Annotated in this window: 15 protein-coding genes; 11 read left to right on the forward strand and 4 right to left on the reverse strand. The window is 67.7% G+C overall.

Annotation, left to right across the window (positions count from 1 at the left end; genetic code table 11):
• Positions 1 to 24 precede the first annotated feature (24 nt).
• The 7 genes from A4X17_RS08265 to A4X17_RS08295 all read left to right on the forward strand — a co-directional run bounded on the left by A4X17_RS08265 (position 25) and on the right by A4X17_RS08295 (position 9,068).
• Positions 25 to 861 (forward strand): ABC transporter permease, encoded by an 837-nt coding sequence (locus tag A4X17_RS08265; protein ID WP_064295194.1) that lies wholly within the window; start codon positions 25 to 27, stop codon positions 859 to 861.
• The gene (locus A4X17_RS08270; protein ID WP_229939008.1) at positions 858 to 1,601 is read left to right on the forward strand and encodes an ABC transporter ATP-binding protein; all 744 of its coding nucleotides are present in this window, start codon (positions 858 to 860) and stop codon (positions 1,599 to 1,601) included. Before A4X17_RS08265 ends, A4X17_RS08270 begins: the two co-directional genes overlap by 4 nt.
• 90 nt (positions 1,602 to 1,691) lie before the next feature.
• Positions 1,692 to 4,211 (forward strand): glycosyltransferase, encoded by a 2,520-nt coding sequence (locus tag A4X17_RS08275; RefSeq protein ID WP_064295195.1) that lies wholly within the window; start codon positions 1,692 to 1,694, stop codon positions 4,209 to 4,211.
• A 43-nt stretch (positions 4,212 to 4,254) separates the two neighbouring features.
• Complete coding sequence (locus A4X17_RS08280) at positions 4,255 to 4,680, forward strand: hypothetical protein (RefSeq protein WP_139205509.1); 426 nt, start codon at positions 4,255 to 4,257, stop codon at positions 4,678 to 4,680.
• Positions 4,677 to 6,302: a glycosyltransferase gene (locus tag A4X17_RS08285; RefSeq protein WP_064295197.1), complete on the forward strand. Its 1,626-nt coding sequence runs from the start codon at positions 4,677 to 4,679 to the stop codon at positions 6,300 to 6,302. The genes A4X17_RS08280 and A4X17_RS08285 overlap by 4 nt, the downstream gene beginning before the upstream one ends.
• A gap of 91 nt (positions 6,303 to 6,393) precedes the next feature.
• Positions 6,394 to 6,870, forward strand: coding sequence for a hypothetical protein (locus A4X17_RS08290; RefSeq protein WP_157583397.1), 477 nt, complete (start codon positions 6,394 to 6,396; stop codon positions 6,868 to 6,870).
• A complete protein-coding gene (locus A4X17_RS08295; protein ID WP_064295199.1) occupies positions 6,867 to 9,068 on the forward strand; it encodes a hypothetical protein in 2,202 nt (733 codons plus the stop codon). Before A4X17_RS08290 ends, A4X17_RS08295 begins: the two co-directional genes overlap by 4 nt.
• Before the next feature lie 78 nt (positions 9,069 to 9,146).
• Here A4X17_RS08295 and A4X17_RS08300 read toward each other — a convergent pair whose 3' ends face one another.
• On the reverse strand, positions 9,147 to 10,727 hold the full coding sequence (locus A4X17_RS08300; protein ID WP_064295200.1) for a DUF2142 domain-containing protein: 1,581 nt from the start codon (positions 10,725 to 10,727) through the stop codon (positions 9,147 to 9,149).
• 184 nt (positions 10,728 to 10,911) lie between these two features.
• On the opposite strand from A4X17_RS08300, the gene A4X17_RS08305 reads away from it, so the two are divergent.
• On the forward strand, positions 10,912 to 12,177 hold the full coding sequence (locus A4X17_RS08305) for a hypothetical protein (protein WP_064295201.1): 1,266 nt from the start codon (positions 10,912 to 10,914) through the stop codon (positions 12,175 to 12,177).
• Positions 12,178 to 12,200: 23 nt separating this feature from the next.
• Here A4X17_RS08305 and A4X17_RS08310 read toward each other — a convergent pair whose 3' ends face one another.
• From A4X17_RS08310 to A4X17_RS08320, 3 genes are read right to left on the reverse strand one after another with little or no spacing between them, the layout of a single operon-like run.
• The gene (locus tag A4X17_RS08310; protein ID WP_064295353.1) at positions 12,201 to 12,590 is read right to left on the reverse strand and encodes a DUF2304 domain-containing protein; all 390 of its coding nucleotides are present in this window, start codon (positions 12,588 to 12,590) and stop codon (positions 12,201 to 12,203) included.
• On the reverse strand, positions 12,590 to 13,327 hold the full coding sequence (locus A4X17_RS08315; RefSeq protein WP_064295202.1) for a glycosyltransferase family 2 protein: 738 nt from the start codon (positions 13,325 to 13,327) through the stop codon (positions 12,590 to 12,592). Before A4X17_RS08315 ends, A4X17_RS08310 begins: the two co-directional genes overlap by 1 nt.
• A 49-nt stretch (positions 13,328 to 13,376) precedes the next feature.
• Positions 13,377 to 14,258, reverse strand: coding sequence for a glycosyltransferase (locus A4X17_RS08320; RefSeq protein ID WP_064295203.1), 882 nt, complete (start codon positions 14,256 to 14,258; stop codon positions 13,377 to 13,379).
• A gap of 74 nt (positions 14,259 to 14,332) precedes the next feature.
• Between A4X17_RS08320 and gmd the strand changes: the two genes are divergently transcribed.
• Genes gmd through A4X17_RS08335 form a run of 3 tightly spaced genes read left to right on the forward strand, consistent with a single transcriptional unit; the run spans position 14,333 to position 17,522 of the window.
• Complete coding sequence (gene gmd, locus A4X17_RS08325; protein ID WP_064295204.1) at positions 14,333 to 15,397, forward strand: GDP-mannose 4,6-dehydratase; 1,065 nt, start codon at positions 14,333 to 14,335, stop codon at positions 15,395 to 15,397.
• Between the two features lie 5 nt (positions 15,398 to 15,402).
• Entirely contained in the window at positions 15,403 to 16,338 is a 936-nt protein-coding gene (locus tag A4X17_RS08330) for an NAD-dependent epimerase/dehydratase family protein (protein ID WP_082916028.1), read from the forward strand.
• Positions 16,335 to 17,522 (forward strand): DegT/DnrJ/EryC1/StrS aminotransferase family protein, encoded by a 1,188-nt coding sequence (locus A4X17_RS08335; RefSeq protein WP_064295205.1) that lies wholly within the window; start codon positions 16,335 to 16,337, stop codon positions 17,520 to 17,522. The genes A4X17_RS08330 and A4X17_RS08335 overlap by 4 nt, the downstream gene beginning before the upstream one ends.
• Positions 17,523 to 17,632 lie beyond the last annotated feature (110 nt).

Consider the following 17,632-nt stretch of genomic DNA (forward strand, 5'->3'; position numbering starts at 1 on the left):
TTCACGCCCGACCCCCGGGGTGCGATGAGCTACGTCAAGGAGATCCTCGGATCCCGCGAGCTCCTCGCGAACCTCACCCTCCGCGACATCCGCGGCCAGTACAAGCGAACCATCTTCGGCCAGCTGTGGTCCTTGGCGAACCCGCTGGCGCAGATGCTCATCTACACCTTCGTGTTCTCGTTCATCTTCCAGGTTCCGCTGCAGACGGGCGACCCGAGTGGGCTGCACATCTTCGCGCTCTGGCTCCTCTGCGGGCTCCTGCCCTGGATGTTCTTCTCGAACGTGGTGAACACCGGCATGGGCTCGCTCATCGCGAACACCGGACTGATCCAGAAGGTGTACTTCTCGCGCATCGTGCTCCCGATCTCCGCGGTCGGTGCCATCGGCTTCAACTGGTTGTTCGAGATGGCCGTGCTCTGCATCGCGCTGAGCCTGCTCGGTGCGTTCGTCTTGCCGTGGCTGCCGCTCGTCGTGCTCACCATGGTCCTCCTGGCGATCTTCGCCGCGGGCCTCGCACTGATGCTGTCCATCGCCAACGTCTACTTCCGCGACACGCAGTACTTCATGGGCATCATCATGCAGATCTGGATGTACGCGACGCCGATCATCTACCCGATCTCGCTCGTGCAAGCGCAGTCCGACAAGTACGGCCCGCTGTTCGGGACGCCGATCACGATCATCGACATCTACCGCATCAACCCGCTCGAGCACTTCGTGGCCGTGTTCCGGAACCTCCTGTACGACAACCGGTTCCCCGACCCCGCCGACCTGCTCACCATCGCCGCCTGGGCGCTCGTGTCCTTCACCGTGGGCCTGCTCGTCTTCCGCCGGCACGAGAAGAGATTGGCGGAGGCCCTGTGAGCACCGCAGCAGTCGTCGTGGACGACGTCAGCAAGAAGTTCCGGCTCTACCACGAGCGCAACCAGAGCATCAAGTCGGCCATCATGCGCCGACGTCGTTCCGTCCACGAGGACTTCTGGGCCCTCAAGAACGTCGGGTTCGAGGTGCCTGAAGGATCGACCTTCGGTCTCATCGGGTCGAACGGCTCGGGCAAGTCGACGCTGCTCAAGTGCCTCGCCAAGATCTACTATCCCGAGCAGGGGTCGATCACCGCGCGCGGCAAGCTCGCCGCGCTGCTCGAGGTCGGCTCGGGATTCCACCCGGAACTCTCCGGGCGGGACAACATCTTCCTGAACGGGTCGATCCTCGGGATGTCGCGCAAGGAGATCGAGCGCAAACTCGACACGATCATCGACTTCTCCGGCGTCGAGCAGTTCATCGACCAGCCGGTGAAGAACTACTCGTCCGGCATGTACGTGCGTCTGGGCTTCTCCGTCGCGATCAACGTCGACCCCGACGTCCTCGTCGTCGACGAGGTCCTCGCGGTCGGTGACGCGGAGTTCCAAGAGAAGTGCCGTCAGAAGTTCGTCGAGTACAAGCAGCAGGGCAAGACGGTGATCCTGGTGAGCCACTCGATGGACACGGTGCAGCAGATGTGCGATCACGCGGCCTGGTTGCGGCACGGCGAACTCGTGGAGAGCGGTGAGGCCGCTCCGACGATCGCCGCCTACCTCAACAGCCTCGGTGAGAACGCCGGCTGAATGGAGCGAGCGGCGGTCCGAACCGCCGCTCAGGTGCGGAACGATACACTCGGCAGGTCTGTCGAGGACAGGATATGTCGAGGAGCAAGAGTGAAGAACACACGTAAGAGACGTCCGGGCGTCGTATCCGTCATCCTGGTGAACTACCGCGGATCCGCGGATACGATCCAGTGCGTGCGGACGCTCCGCGAAATCGACTTCCCGCAGGACCGCCTCGAGATCATCGTGGTCGAGAACGGCTCCGGCGACGACAGCCTCGAGCAGCTCGCCACCCTGGGGGACCTCGCGACGATCGTGCCCTCCAAGGTCAACGGCGGCTTCACCGGTGGTTGCAACCTCGGCGTCTCGAAGTCGAGCGGTGAATTCGTCGCCTTCCTCAACAACGATGCACGCCCCGACGACCAGTGGATCAACGCGGCGATGGACACCTTCGCCGAGAGCAAGGACATCGGCGCCGTCGCGAGCAAGGTGCTCGACTGGGAAGGTGAACGCGTCGACTATGTCGGCTCGGCGCTCACGTGGTACGGCATGGGGTACAAACCGCACGCCGGTGAACACGACCGACCCGAATGGAGCGTCGAGAAGGACGTCCTGTTCGGCACCGGCGCGGCGATGTTCGTCCGGGCCGAGCTCTTCGAACAACTCGGAGGGTTCGACGACCGCTACTTCATGTTCTACGAGGACGTCGACCTCGGCTGGCGATTGAACCTCCTCGGCTACCGGTTCCGGTTCCAGCCGAAGTCGCTGGCGTTCCACAAACACCACGCGTCGATGGAGAAGTTCGGCAACTACTTCGAGACCTACCTGCTCGAGCGCAACGCCCTCTACACGCTCTACAAGAACCTCGACGACGAGGCCCTCAGCCGCTCGTTCGCGGCAGCGGTGCTGCTGGCGACGCGTCGCGCCACGGGTCGGGCGAAGCTCGACACCACGGCGCTCGATCTGCGCAAGTCGAAGGACGACGACGGCAGCCCGGCCTCGATGCTCTCCAAGCAGCTCCTCGCCGGTGTCAACGCCATCGACCAGGTCGTGGAGAACCTGCCGGAGCTCGCGAAGGACCGCGCGCTGGTGCAGGCGACCCGTACCCGTTCCGACCGCCAGTTGCGGCTCCTGCTCGGCAACATCGACGAGCCCGCGTACCCGATCGAGAGCTACCTCGAGGGGTACGACAAGATCGTCTCCTCGCTGAACGTCCTCGACGAGCCGCTTCGACGCCGCGTGCTCATCATCACCGGCGACCCGATCGGTGCCAAGATGGCCGGTCCGGCGATCCGCGCCTGGAACATGGCCGACACCCTCGCCGACGAGCACGACGTCCGTCTCGTTAGCATGACCGGTGTCTCCGTCGAGAGCGAGCGCTTTGAACTCGACGTGGTTTCGCACCACCGCCCGGCGAGCATGAAGCCGCACGAGAAGTGGGCCGACGTCATCATCCTGCAGGGGCACGCACTCGCACTGTTCCCGGCGCTCGAGACGACGACCAAGGTGCTCGTCATCGACGTGTACGACCCGCTCCACCTCGAACAGCTCGAGCAGGGCAAGAGCGACAACCTCGTCACCTGGGGCGATCAGGTCTCCGACGCCACCGACGTGCTCAACCACCAGCTGGCCCGCGGAGACTTCTTCCTGTGCGCGAGCGAGCGCCAGCGACACTTCTGGCTCGGCCAGATGGCGGCACTCGGGCGTATCAACCCGTACACGTACACCCGCGACGAGGATCTCGAGACCCTCATCGCGATCGCTCCGTTCGGCATTCCGGCCGGCCGTCCCGAGCACACCCGTCCCGCGTTGCGCGGTGTCGTCCCGGGCATCGGTGTCGACGACAAGGTCATCATCTGGGGTGGCGGCATCTACGACTGGTTCGACCCGGGAATCGTGATCCGTGCGGTCGGCGAGCTCGCCAAGCAGCACCCGGACCTGCGGTTGTTCTTCATGGGTACGAAGCACCCGAACCCCTCCGTCCCCGAGATGCCCGCTGTGGTGGCAGCCCGTGCGCTGAGCGACGAACTGGGCCTCACGGGGACCCACGTGTTCTTCAATGACTCGTGGGTCGCATACGACGACCGCCACAACTACCTCCTCGAGGCGGACCTCGGGATCTCGACCCACTTCCAGCACGTCGAGACCACGTTCTCCTTCCGCACCCGCATCCTCGACTACCTGTGGGCCGGACTGCCGATCGTGACGACCGAGGGCGACTCGTTCGGTGACCTCGTCCGCGAGGAGACACTGGGCGTTTCCGTTCCGGAGCGCGACCAGCGCGCGCTCATGGACGCGATCGAGCACGTGCTCTTCGACGATGCGTCCCGCGAGGCGGCGAGGGCGAACGTGCAGCTCGTCCGCGAGCGGTTCGTCTGGTCGAGCGCGCTCGCCCCGCTCGTCGAGTTCGTCCGGAACCCCCGGCTCGCCGCGGACAAGGCCCCCGCCGAGGCCGGTGCGAAACCGGTCGTCCTGTCGTCCTCGCGTCAGCAGCAGACGCCGCCGCGGCGCACCGGCATGCGGCGTGACGTCGACCGGGTGGCGTACTACCTCAAGAACGGCGGCCCGAAGGTCGTCGTCGAGCGGTTCGCCGCGCGTCAGCAACGTAAGCGCGACGCCGACAACGTGTAGATATCGGCGTCGTGACGGCGTCGCTCAGGAAGGTTGCATGGACATGGTTGACGAGACGGAACACGAGGCGGGGACCGCGGACGACGGCGCCCTGTGGGTGCAGCCCGCTGGGCGGAGCACTGAGGAGCTCGTGGCGCAGGTCAAGGCGCTCCAACACCGCGTGCTGCTCGACGCCGACCGCCTCGTCGGTCTGGCGGCGGAGCGCGACACCCTGCGTGCTGAGGTCGATCGGTTCGCCGAGACCGAGCTCGCCGTCGCCTTCGCGCGGGTGGACCAGCTCGAGGACGAACGCGAGGGGCTCGTGCACGAGGTGCACAAGCTGCTGCGAGACCACCGTCTCGCGCTCGAACTGCGCGACGAGCGGACCCGTACCGAGGTCGACCAGATCCTGGCGTCGACCACCTGGAAGCTGGGCTCCGCCGTCATCAAGCCCATCAGCGGCATCCGCTCGGTGGTGCGCCGCTCGTGACCGCTCCACTGTTCAGCGTCGTCACCCCGGTCTACAATCCTCCGATCGACATGCTGCGGCAGATGGTCGAATCGGTCCGGCGGCAGGCGTTCCGCGACTGGGAGTTCATCCTCGTCGACGACGTCTCGCCGGATCCCCGGGTCCTCGAGGCACTTCGCGGCTTCGCGGCGGAGGACGACCGGATCGTCGTCGTCACCCGTGAATCGAACGGCGGAATCTCCGCTGCATCGAACGACGGCGTCGCCGCGGCGACCGGGCGGTTCCTGGTCCTGCTCGACCACGACGACCTCCTCGGCCACGGGGCGCTCGCGCAGGTCGCGCAGGCGATCGCCGCGGACGATCGGATCGATTACGTGTACACCGACGAGGACAAGGTGGACCTCGACGGGTACCACTACGACGTCTTCAAGAAGCCGGACTGGTCGCCCGAGCGGCTCCGCTCGCACATGTACCTCGGGCACCTGTCGGTCATGCGTCTTGACCTCGTCCGAGCGGTCGGTGGATTCGACAGCACCTACGACGGATCGCAGGACCACGACCTCGCGCTGAAGGTCACCGAACGCGCACGGGTGGTGCACCACATCCCCGAGGTCCTGTACCACTGGAGGGCCCTTCCTGAGTCGACCGCCTCGTCGAGCGGGGCGAAACCATACACCTGGGATGCGGGTGTCCGTGCGGTCGATGCGCATCTCCAACGGGTCGGTATCGACGCGACCGCCGAGCGTGGTGACTGGCCGAACACCGCTCGCGTCCGCCGCGCGTTGGACCCGGCGACCTCGGTCAGCGTGATCATCCCCACGCGCGGCAGTTCGGGAGTCATCGACGACGTCGAGCGCGTGTTCGTGATCGGTGCCGTCCGGTCCGTGCTCGAGCATGCCGGAGACGTCGATCTCGAGATCGTCGTGGTCTACGACCTGACGACGCCGGCGACCGTCCTCGACCTCCTGCGCGAGATCGCCGGCGATCGGCTCACCCTGGTGCCGTTCGACCGGCCGTTCAACTACGGGGAGAAGTGCAACGTCGGGTTCGTCGAGAGCCGCGGCGAGATGATCGTCCTGCTCAACGATGACGTCGAGGTCATCTCGGACGACTTCCTGGTCGAGCTGGTCGCACCTTTGCTCCAAGCGGACGTCGGAATGACCGGCGCGCAGCTCGTGTACGAGGACGGGCTCATCCAGCACGCCGGTCACCGTTACGCGAATCGAGGGTTCTCGCATCCGCTCACCGCCTACCGCTTCGGTGATTCGGCGCCGCACGCCGCTCTCAAGATCGACCGCGAGGTTTCGGGCGTGACCGCCGCGTGCGCCGCGCTGCGCCGCGACACCTACGCTCGCGTCGGCGGCGTCACTGAGTCGCTGCCGTTGAACTTCAACGACGTCGACCTGTCTCTGAAAGTGCGCTCCCTGGGACTTCGTATCCTGTATCTCGCTCGGGTGCACCTCTACCACTACGAGTCGAAGACCCGGATCGCGATCGTGCACGAGTGGGAACTGAGGACGGTACGTGCTCGCTGGGGCGTGATCTACCGTGACCCGTACCTTCCCGAACACCCGGACGACGCCTACCACCCCTACGCTTCCCGACGTTCGCGATCGCGCTCGTGGACGCCCGATTCGGCCTGAGCACCATCGACGCGCCGACATTCAGGTCATCGACAGCTGTTTCGAACCCGGTACCCTGAAAGGGGCACATCCGGCGTGCCGAGGAGGACTGATGACCGAGTGGCGCATACGCCCAGCGGCCTGCGTGGTGACGGCTCTGCTCGTCGGCGTCGGTCTGACCGGCTGCTTCGGCGGTGATCCGGCCGAGTCGAGCGCAAGCCCGACCCCGAGCCAGACCCTGCTTCCAGGCGTCGAACCCACCTTCAAAACCGCGGATCCGGAACCGATCCCGCTCGACGCGGTCATGGTGTTCGCCGGTGTCGACCCCGACGGAACGACGGTCTCGGCATCCGGCTACATCGCCGGCGTCATCGAGAACGGCGGGACCTGCACGTTCACGTTCTCCGGCTCGGGCCCGGACGTGGTCGTCACCAGCGAGGGACTCGCCGACTCGAAGACCACCTCGTGCGGCACCGTTCAAACCCAGATCAGCGACTTCACCAGCGGGACGTGGACGGCCGTCCTCTCCTACCAATCGGACAAGACCGGAGCGCTCACCTCTGAGCCGCTGACGGTGGAGGTACCATGACGCGCCGCAGCCCACTCATCGTCATCGCGACGGTCTTCGCTCTCCTCGTCGGCGTGTTGACGGTCGCCCCGGCCGTCGCCCCGAGCGCCGAGGCCGCCAACGGGTCCGACTTCCGAGCCGGTTCGATCATCAGCGACCAGCTCTTCTACGACGGCGGCGCCATGAGCGCGCCTGCGGTCCAGGACTTCCTGAATCGAGCTGTGCCGAGCTGTCGTGCCGGTTACACCTGCCTCAAGGACTACGCTCAGGCGACTCCTTCCCGGGCCGCTGTCTCCGGTCGCTGTGCCGCCTATGCGGGTTCCGGTCGGGAATCGGCGGCGAGCATCATCTCCAAGGTGGGAGCGGCCTGCGGGATCAGCCAGAAGGCCATGATCGTCCTCATCGAGAAGGAACAGGGACTCATCACCGACACCTGGCCGAGCGATCGGCAGTACCGCAGCGCGACCGGCTACGGGTGCCCGGACACGGCCGACTGCGATACGACCTACTACGGGTTCTTCAACCAGGTGTACGCGGCCGCCCTGCAGTTCAAGAACTACCAGGCGAACCCGACCCGGTGGAACCATGTTCCTGGGCGCGTCAACGCCGTCCGGTTCTCGCCGACCGCCTCGTGCGGGTCCAGCAACGTCTTCATCGAGAACGCCGCGACCGCAGGGTTGTACAACTACACGCCGTACCAGCCGAACGCCGCGGCGCTCGCGAACCTCTACGGCACGGGCGACGGCTGCAGTGCGTACGGCAACCGGAACTTCTTCCGCATCTACACCGACTGGTTCGGACCGACCAACGGGGTGTTGAACCCTGCAGGCGCCTACGACGCGTTGAGCGTCAACGTCGGGGCGAATGATGCGACCATCTCCCTGTCGGGCTGGACCCTGGACCTCAACCGCACCTCCGCATCGCTTGAGGCGCATGTGTACTTGACCTACCCTGACGGCTCGACCAAGGGGTCGGTCATGCAGGCGAACAAGTCCAGACCGGATGTCGCGCGCGCGTACCCGGGCGCCGGTGAGGCCCACGGCTACAGCACCAACATCACCGTCACCCGTGGGGGGACCTACACCGCTTGCGTATACGGGATCGGTTTGAGCGCCAACCGGTTGCTCGGATGCAAGTCGGTGAGCGTGCCGCAGGATGCGCCGATCGGTTCACTCGACGCGGTCCGGGTTACCGGAAGCGGTTCGACGACGGCGCTCTACGTCGCGGGGTGGGCGATGGATCCTGACGCCAAGTCGGTTTCGAACGACGTGCACATCTACGTGAGGCAACCCGACGGGCAACGTCCGGGAACCGCCATGACGGCGTCCGCATCACGCCCCGATGTCGCCAACGTGTACCCTGGGGCGGGCGCTGCCCACGGGTTCAGCCAGAGCTTCCCGGTGTCTGCAGGCGGGCGGTATGAGGTCTGTGCTTACAGCATCGCCAAGTTCTGGCAGAACGTCGGAGTGAACACGGAGCTCGGCTGTGTGGCGGTCGACCTCGTGAAGGACTTCCCGGCCGGCAGCTTGGATCTCGTCGACGTCAGTCAGTCAGCCACAGGCGCGTCGATCAACGTGGGTGGATGGACGCTTGATCGTGGCGCACTCGGAACAGCGATCCCGGTACACGTCTACATCACCGATCCGACCGGGAAGCGCTCCGGCTATGTGCGCGGGTCCGGCGGCCAGCGTGATGACGTGAATCGTGTCTACGGGGCCACCGGACCGCATGGTTTCTCCGAGTCCTTCCCCGTCACGGCCCCCGGCGACTACCAGGTGTGCGCCTACGGCATCGCGGTGTCGCCGCTCAGCGTCGGGATGAACTCCACGATCGGGTGCCGCACCGTGACCGTGGGGACGAGTTACCCGGTCGGGTCGTTCGACGGAGCCCAGGTGTCCGGTTCGACGACGGCCGGGAACGCCTCGCTGTCCGTCTCCGGGTGGACGGTCGACGCACAGCTTCCGAAGACGCCGATCCAGATGCACGTCTATGTCACGGCGCCCGACGGGACGGTGAAGGGGTACGCGTTCCAGGCTGACAAGGTGCGTTCGGACATTGCACGGATCTATCCCGCCTACGGCGGTGCGCACGGGCTCAGCGAGTCCATACCGGTGACGGCCGCTGGTGATTACAAGGTCTGTGGCTACGGGATCGGGACCGCGGTGTTCAACACCGGCAAGAACGTGCTCTTCGGTTGCACCACGGTCCGCGTGAACTGACCACGCCGATGCGACGACGAAGGCGCCGACACTCTCCAGGGTGTCGGCGCCTTCGTCGTCCGCAGCGGGGGAGGGGTGTCAGCGAACGGTCACGAGCTCGTCCTCGGCCCGCGCGCGCAAGGCGAGTCGTGCTGCTCCGAAGCAGGCCGCTCCGATCGTGAGGACGCCGATGGCGAGCCAGAGCGTCATGCCGCCCGGCGGCGCCCACTCCGGCCGGGTGATCATCGCGAGCCAGCTCCCACCGGTGTCGCCGATGCTGTACCGGCGCAGCGCCCCGATGTAGCTGAGGAACTGGGCGAATCCGAGCGCGGCGATCAGGATCACGACGAGTCGCCGCTGGATCGAGCGGCCGAGCGCCGAGCCGTGCTCGGCGAGCAGTGCGCCGATGGTGAGGAGCATGAGCGCGAACAGCGGCAGCGTGTACCGGCCCTGCCAGATGATCCCTCCCGAGGTCACCCACACGCCCTGGAGGAGCGCGGGGACGAAGACGACGGCCGCCATGAGGAGGACGGCGACGACCAGTCGACGCCCGCGGAGGAGGACACCGGCACCGAGGAGCAGCAGGCCGATGACGGCCGGCCAGATGAAGAACACCGCGTCGGGGGCGGGCGTGTCGAGCCAGCCGAACTCGCCGATCATCTGCGCACCGTAGTAGAAGGTGAGGTCGAGGATGACCGCGACCCCGACGATGGGCGCGTCACCGACGTGCGGGTACGGGGGAGGCGGCGCATTGGGGTCGACCGCCATGGCGAGCGAGTTCGAGCCGAGCAACCATGCGGCGGCGGCGGCGGTGCCGAGCGCGACGAGGACGATCGTCACCTGCACCGAACGGCGCTTCAACAGCGCGAGGAGGTCCCGACCGGGTAGCAGCACGAGTGCCGCAGCGATGGCCATCGCGAGCCACAAGGGAGACAGACCACGCGTGTTGGCTGCAAAGACGCCGCCGACCACGAGAGTGCTCAAGGGGAGCCACAGCGGGGCCGCGGACTGTCTCGTCGTGATCGTCAGCAGTCCGACGACGGCCGCCATCATCGCGGTGACCTCGAGGCCGTTCGGGTTGATCGTCCCCGCCAGGAACAGGGTGACCGGTGTCGCCGCGGTCAGGAAGGCGACGATGGGCAGGGCACGGTGGCGCCAGGTGGCGATGAGCGCGAAGCCGACGGCGAGGAAGAACGAGCAGACCAGTGCGCTCATGAGCCGCATGGCGAAGATGCCCGTGGAGTCGTCGAAGACGAGCGACGGCCACCCCACGAGGACGTAGTACAGCGGGTTGTAGAGTCCGGCCGTGGTGGTGATGTCGACGAGGGTGGTCGGGTCGCCCGGCACCTGCGTGACACAGTCGGCCGTGACCGTCTCGGTGAAGGCGGTGCAGGTCTGATTGTTGGTCCAGGCGATGTACGACGGCACCTGCACCACGTTGCCCTTCGGCGTCGAGGGTCCGACGAGCTGCCCGCGAGCCACCGAAGCGGCCTTGACGATGTGCGCCGGCTCGTCGGGTGCTGCCGCGAGCGGGGTCGTCAGCGCCCAGGCGCTCGTGATCGCCGTGCAGACGATCCACGCGAACGCGAACACGATGAGGAAGCGGCGGACGAGGCCATGAGCCTGGCGTGCCCCCCGTTCCCGGTCGTCGATCGGTGGGACGGAAGGGGCTGAGGCCATGGGCGGCTGGTCCAATCAGGGAGCACACGCTGCATCTGGCCGCGCGTTCGGTCTGGTCTGCTGCGTCAGTCTACCCGCCGACCTGGGCGGCGGCCGGTGCGGCGGTACCATCGAATGTCGTCCGTCCCAAGCGAAGGATCCCGCTCCGTGCCTCTCGTTCTGCACCCTCCCGTCGAGGACCGGCGTGTCGGCTCCCGGTAGCGCCACGCCCGCCGACGCCGCGCGTCGCGGACCCAATGGCGCCGTCCTCATCCTCGTGGCGACGGCTGTCGGAGGTGGCGCGGGCTACCTGTTGCAGATCGTGACCGGGGCGGCGCTCGGAACGGCGGCGTACGCGCCGTTCTCCGTCTTCTGGTCCGCGCTCTACCTCCTGGTCAGCGCCCTCTCCGGGGTGCAGCAGGAGGTGGCCCGCGCGACGCACCCGGATCCCGTCACCGTCGAGACGTCGACGCGCGCGCCGGTCGTGCGGAACTTCGCCCTCGCCGCGTCCGCGGTCGCTGCCGTGCTCGTCGCCGCGACCGCCTGGCTGTGGGTCGGGGCGGTCTTCCCCGACGCGGGGTGGGCACTGGTCCCGCAGCTCGTCGTCGGACTCGCCGCCTACGTGATCGTGGCTGCGACGGCCGGCGTCCTGTACGGCCTCTCGCTCTGGACCTCGGTTGCGGCATTGACGATCGTCGACGGGCTCCTGCGGTTCGCGATCGTCGGTGGCCTCCTCCTGGTGACCGACGACACGACGCTGCTCGCCTGGGGTGTCGCCGCGCCGTTCGTGCTGACACCGCTCATCCTGTGGCCCTTCGTCCGCCGCGGGGTGGTCGGCCGGTTCGGCATCGACGTCGGTCCGACGGCCCTCAGCTGGAACGTGCTGCGGACGGTGGTCGCCTCCGCGGCGACGGGCGTGATGGTGAGTGGGCTGCCCCTCGTCATCCAGGCCACGGGCGACACCGTCTCGCCGAACGCCTTCGGATCGCTCACCTACGCCATCACGCTGACCCGGGCGCCCATCGTCATCGTCGTCCTGGCGCTGCAGAGTTACCTCGTCATCGTGTTCCGTTCCCACGCGGACGCCGTGCTCGGGTGGGTCCTCCGGATGGTCGTCCTCGTCATCGTGGCGGCAGGGGTGCTGGGCCTGCTCGCGTGGTGGCTCGGTCCGTGGGCGCTCTCCATCGTGTTCGGGCGCTCCGATGTCCTCGCGGGAGGGACCATCGGGCTGCTCGTCGCGACGGCCGGGCTCGTCGGCGCACTGTGCGTGACCGGGTCCGCGACGCTCTCACGATCGCAGCACACCGCTTTCGCGGCGGGATGGATCGTCGCCGCGCTCGCGATGGTCGCCACGCTGCTGCTTCCGCTCGGCCTCCACGAGCGCACGCTCCTGGCGCTCACGGTCGGACCGGTCGCCGGGCTCGTCGTGCACGTGGTCGGACTCCTGCGCGGACGCCCGGTCGCTTCCTGAGGGGCGCTCAGGCGCTGCCGGCGTCAGGCGGTGCCGTTGCCCCCGTCCGGTGCGCCGTCGGCGAGTCGGCGTTCAAGCTCGGTGATGCGCAGGTCCTGCAGAGCGCTCTCCTCGGCGAGCGTCCGACTCCGCTGCTCGAGTGTGGTCAGTTCCGAGCTGTGCTGGATGCTCACGAGGAACAGGACGAGGATGCTCACGAAGAACACGAGGTTCGTCGGGATCTCCACGCCGATCGCGACGGCGACACCGGCGAGCACCTGGGGGAAGACACCGATGATGAGCGCGAGGCAGCCGGCCACGAGCCACCACACGGCGTGGCGCTCGCGCATCCTGCGGCGTCGGAGCATCTCGATGACGACCCCGAGCGTGAACAGGGCGGCGACGATGCCCAGGATGTAGGTGCCGAGGGGCATCATGCGGTCACCACCTCTCCTTGGAGCGCGACCGGCGGTCGGATGAGTGCGAACACGAGCGCGAGGCCGGCGCGCGCCAGGTAGGTCGCGGCTTTGAACGGGTTGTGCGACGGGGTGCCGCCAGCGCGGGGCCGCATGGCCACGGGCACCTGGCGGATGACGCAACCGGCGCGCGCGGCGATCACGAGCGACTCGATCGTGTCACCGAGGTATTCGGCAGGGTAGTGCTCGGCGAAGAGCCGGACCGCCCGAGGTCCCGTCGCGCGGAAACCACTCGTCGTGTCGGTGAGCTTCGTCCGTGCGACGCGGCTGAGGACGCCGGAGAGCACGACCATCGCCCACTTGCGGGGTCCTCGCACCTCGTAGTTGCCCGCACCCGCGAACCGCGCGCCGAGGACGAGGTCGGCGGTCGCCAGTTCATCGAGGAGCTGCAGCACGCCGGCCGGGTCGTGCTGTCCGTCCGAATCGACCTGCACGACGTTGCGGTACCCATGCTCGAGCGCGTACTTGAAGCCGACCCGCATCGCACCGCCGACCCCGAGGTTGAACGGGAGCTCGGCAACGACGGCGCCCGCAGACCTCGCCTGGACGGTCGTGTCGTCGGTCGAGCCGTCGTTCACGACGAGGATCGCGACACCCGGCAGCTTGTCCTGGACCTCACGCACCACGGCGGCGACGGACGCCTCCTCGTTGAGCGCCGGCATGACGATGAGCGTGCGTTCGAGCTGGTGCGGCATGAGCCAATCCTACTCAGGGAGAGCCTGGTCGATCCGTGCGACGGGCTGATCAGACGAAGGTGTGCCGGAGCAGGATGCGCAGTCCCGCGGTGTCGCGGGCGAGCGCCGCCTTCGGGAGTTGCAGGGCCGCGTTCAGCCGCGAGGTGACGTGCGCGCGGGCGACTCGAGAAGCCCGGTTCCAACCGAGCGCCGCCTGTCGGGCGGCTTCCTCGGCGAACACCGTGCGCTCCTGTTGGAAGCGCTTGCCGTCCACGGCGGTGTAGGAGGACACACTCCCGCCGTGTCGGCGATACCGGAAGACCGTGGTGTCGTCGAGCACGAGCGTGCCGCCGCCGCGGAAGATCTCCATCATCAGGGCGAGATCCTGGACCACGTGGAGGTCGGCCCGGAACCCGAAGCGCCGAACCGAATCGACGCGCCAGCACACGGACGGGAAGTACGCCCAGTTGCCGCGGAGCAGGCTGGCCGTGAGTCGCTCGCCGGCGAGCCGGACCGGCTCGGGTGCGGCCGGTCGGAGGATCGCCTTGATCCGGTCGCCCAGTGGTCGGACGACCTGCCCGGCCTCGTCGATCACTTCCACACCGGGCTGGATGAGGTCGACGTCGGGGAATCTCGCCGCGATGGTCGCCATCCGCGCCACGTACTCCGGGAGGAGCTCGTCGTCGCACCCCATGAGGACACACCGTTCCGCCGTCACGAGTTCGATGCAGCGGTCGAAGTTGCCGCTCACCCCGAGGTTCCGTTCGTTGCGGAGGTACACGATGCGATCGTCGCCGAGCGACTGCAGCCACTCGCCCGGCGCCGTGTCGGGATACACGTCATCGACGACGACCAACCGCCAGTCCGGATCGGTCTGCGCGAGCACACTCAGCACCGCCGTGCGGAAGTGGTCGAAGCGGCCGTAGAAAGGCATCATGATGTCGAGCGTCACCCCGGTACGGTAGCAAGCTTCCGGAGCGGGAGGGCCGCCCGAAGGAGACCACGGCCCGGGTAGAGTGGTCTTCCATGACTGAGACATCAGCCCCGGCGGCCCCGGCCACGACAGGCGTCACCACCAAGAAGGCCGTCATCACCGGTATCACCGGCCAGGACGGCAGCTACCTCGCAGAACTCCTGCTGTCGAAGGGGTACGAGGTGCACGGTTTCGTGCGTCGCGCGTCGACCTTCAACACCGGGCGGATCGACCACATCTACGACCCCGAGGCGACCCACGACGGTTCGCCCAGGCTCCAGTTGCACTTCGCCGACCTGGCCGACGGCTCGCGCCTGGCGACACTGCTCGCGGAGATCCAGCCCGACGAGGTGTACAACCTCGCCGCGCAGTCGCACGTACGGGTCAGCTTCGACGAGCCGGAGTACACCGGCGACACGACCGGCATCGGGACGGTCCGGCTCCTCGAGGCCATCCGCCAGATCGGTCTCCACTGCCGCTTCTACCAGGCGTCCAGTTCCGAGATGTTCGGGGCGACGCCGCCGCCGCAGAACGAGGAGACCCCGTTCTACCCGCGTTCGCCCTACGGCGTCGCGAAGGTCTACTCCTACTGGATCACCCGCAACTACCGCGAGGCCTACGGGATGTTCGCGGTCAACGGCATCCTGTTCAACCACGAGTCGCCGCGACGCGGTGGCACCTTCGTGACCCGCAAGATCACCCGCGCCGCCGCGCGCATCGCCGCTGGCCAGCAGGACTTCCTGTACATGGGCAACCTCGACGCCGTCCGCGACTGGGGCTACGCGCCCGACTACGTCGAGGGCATGTGGCGGATGCTGCAGGCCGACGAACCGACCGACTTCGTGCTCGCCACCAACACCGCGTACACCGTCAAGGACTTCCTGCAGTTCTCCTTCGAGCGGCTCGACCTCGACTGGGAGAAGTACGTCAAGTTCGACGAGCGCTACCTCCGTCCCACCGAGGTCGACGCGCTCATCGGTGACTACGCGAAGGCCGAGTCCGTCCTCGGCTGGACCCCGAAGGTGCTCCCGCCGCGCCTCGCGCAGATCATGGTCGACTCCGACGTCGCCGAGCTCGAGGCGTCGGGCAAGCCCTACATCGACACCGCGGAGGTCTAGGCGCGGTGCGCGTTCTCCTCACCGGTGGTGCCGGCATGCTCGGTTCGAGCATCGCCGCGGTCTGGCCCACGCTCCGCGCCGCCGACGAGCTGATCGTGGCGACGCGTGCGGACGCCGACCTCACCGATCGAGCCGCCGTCGCAGCCCTCATCGGCCGGACGGCGCCGGACGCGATCGTGCACGCCGCCGCCAAGGTCGCCGGCATCCAGGCGAAGCTGCAGCGTCCCACCGACTTCCTGCTCGACAACCTCCTGATCGACACCTCGGTCGTCCGAGGCGCGATCGATGCCGGTGTCCCCGAGCTGCTCTACGTGTCGAGCGCGGCGATCTACCCCGAGGGGCTCCCACAGCCGATCGGTGAGGGCGCTCTCCTCAGCGGCACGCTGGAGGGCGCGAACGAGGGGTATGCGCTCGCGAAGATCGCCGGGACGAAGCTCTGCGAGTACGCGAGTCGGCAGTACGGGTTCGCCTATCGCGCAGCAGTGCCGTCGAACCTCTACGGCCCGGGCGACGACTACACCCACGGTCAGGCGCACCTCATCGCCGCCGCCCTCGGCAAGGTCCACGCCGCCGTGGCGAGCGGCTCCGACGAGGTCGAGGTCTGGGGCGACGGCACCGCCCGACGCGAGTTCACCTACACGCCCGACCTCGCGGCGTGGCTCGTCACGCAGCTCGGCTCACTCGCGGCGTGGCCCGTCACGCTCAACCTCGGGCCGGGTGTCGACCACAGCATCACCGAGTACTACGAAGCAGCCGGTCGCGCCGCCGGCTTCACCGGTCGCTTCCGGTACGACGCCACCAAGCCTTCCGGCGTGCACCAGCGCCTGCTCGACTCAGCCGCCGCCCGTGCGCTCGGCTGGAACCCCACCACCCCGCTCGCGGCCGGCGTCGCCGCGAGCTACCACGCCTACCTCGCAGCTCAGGAGCCCCAGACAGCATGACCGACGACACCTTCGACTCCGGTTTCCCCCTCGCGACCTCCTCCTGGGACGCCGCGGAGTACGCCGCCATCCAGCGCGTCGTCGACAGCGGCCGCTTCACCATGGGGCCGCTGGTCGCGCAGTTCGAGCGCGATTTCGCCAGTGCGTTCGGCGCCGGCTTCGGCGTCATGGTCAACTCCGGTTCGAGCGCGAACCTCCTCGCGATCGCCGCTGCCGTCCTCGACGACCGGGTCGACCTGCAGGCGGGGGACGAGGTCCTGGTCCCCGCCGTGTCCTGGGCCACCACCTACTACCCGCTCCAGCAGTACGGCCTCATCCCGAGCTTCGTCGACATCGACGTCGACACCCTCAACATGGACCTGTCGCTCGCCGAGGCCGCCATCACCCCGCGCACCAAGGCGATCTTCGCGGTCAACCTCCTCGGCAACCCGAACGACTTCGCGGCGCTCACGGCACTCGCCGAACGTCACGGTCTCCTCCTGCTGGAGGACAACTGCGAGTCCCTCGGCGCGAAGGACGACGGTCGGTTCGCCGGCACGGTCGGTGCGATGGGGACGTTCAGCGCCTTCTTCTCCCACCACATCTCGACGATGGAGGGCGGGATGATCCTGACGGACGACGAGGCCACGGCGCAGATGCTCATCTCGCTGCGGGCTCACGGCTGGACCCGCGGACTCCCCGAGAAGAACGCCGTCCACGACAAGTCGGGCGACGAGTGGGACGACCTCTTCCGTTTCGTCCTTCCCGGGTACAACGTCCGCCCGCTCGAGATGTCCGGCGCGATCGGCATCGAGCAGATCCAGAAGGTCCCACAGCTCATCGCCGGCCGTCGGGAGAACGCCGTGTACTGGACGGAACGCTTCGCCGACCTCGATTCCGTGCGCATCCAGCGCGAGCAGGGCGAGAGCAGCTGGTTCGGCTTCTCCCTCGTGCTCGAGGGCGCGCTCGCCGGCCGCCGCAAGGAGGTCGTGCAGGCGTTCGCCGCCGCAGGGATCGAGTCACGGCCCATCGTGGCGGGCAACTTCACGAAGAACCCGGTCATGAAGTACCTCGACGCGAAGGTCCCGGCCGAACTCCCCGCCGCCGACAAGATCCACGAGGACGGGCTGTTCGTCGGCAACCACCACTTCCCGGTCCACGCCGGTATCGACCGCGTGTACGACGTGGTGGCCAAACTCTCCTAGGCTGGGTCTGCGCGGCCGCCCCACCGGTCCGCAGCAGCTTCCGTTCCACTGTCCACCTCTTCCCCCAAACCGACGAGGACCGTGCACCGTGACCCAGCCGATCAACGCGC

The sequence above is a fragment of the Plantibacter sp. H53 genome, assembly GCF_001650455.1.
Classification (GTDB): Bacteria; Actinomycetota; Actinomycetes; order Actinomycetales; family Microbacteriaceae; genus Plantibacter; species Plantibacter flavus_A.

Coding starts and splice junctions, on each gene's coding strand:
- A4X17_RS08265 (WP_064295194.1), top strand. CDS start 25: ATGAGCTACGTCAAGGAGATCCTCGGATCCCGCGAGCTCCTCGCGAAC.
- A4X17_RS08280 (WP_139205509.1), top strand. CDS start 4,255: ATGGTTGACGAGACGGAACACGAGGCGGGGACCGCGGACGACGGCGCC.
- A4X17_RS08290 (WP_157583397.1), top strand. CDS start 6,394: ATGACCGAGTGGCGCATACGCCCAGCGGCCTGCGTGGTGACGGCTCTG.
- A4X17_RS08295 (WP_064295199.1), top strand. CDS start 6,867: ATGACGCGCCGCAGCCCACTCATCGTCATCGCGACGGTCTTCGCTCTC.
- A4X17_RS08300 (WP_064295200.1), bottom strand. CDS start 10,727: ATGGCCTCAGCCCCTTCCGTCCCACCGATCGACGACCGGGAACGGGGG.
- A4X17_RS08310 (WP_064295353.1), bottom strand. CDS start 12,590: ATGCCCCTCGGCACCTACATCCTGGGCATCGTCGCCGCCCTGTTCACG.
- A4X17_RS08315 (WP_064295202.1), bottom strand. CDS start 13,327: ATGCCGCACCAGCTCGAACGCACGCTCATCGTCATGCCGGCGCTCAAC.
- gmd (WP_064295204.1), top strand. CDS start 14,333: ATGACTGAGACATCAGCCCCGGCGGCCCCGGCCACGACAGGCGTCACC.
- A4X17_RS08335 (WP_064295205.1), top strand. CDS start 16,335: ATGACCGACGACACCTTCGACTCCGGTTTCCCCCTCGCGACCTCCTCC.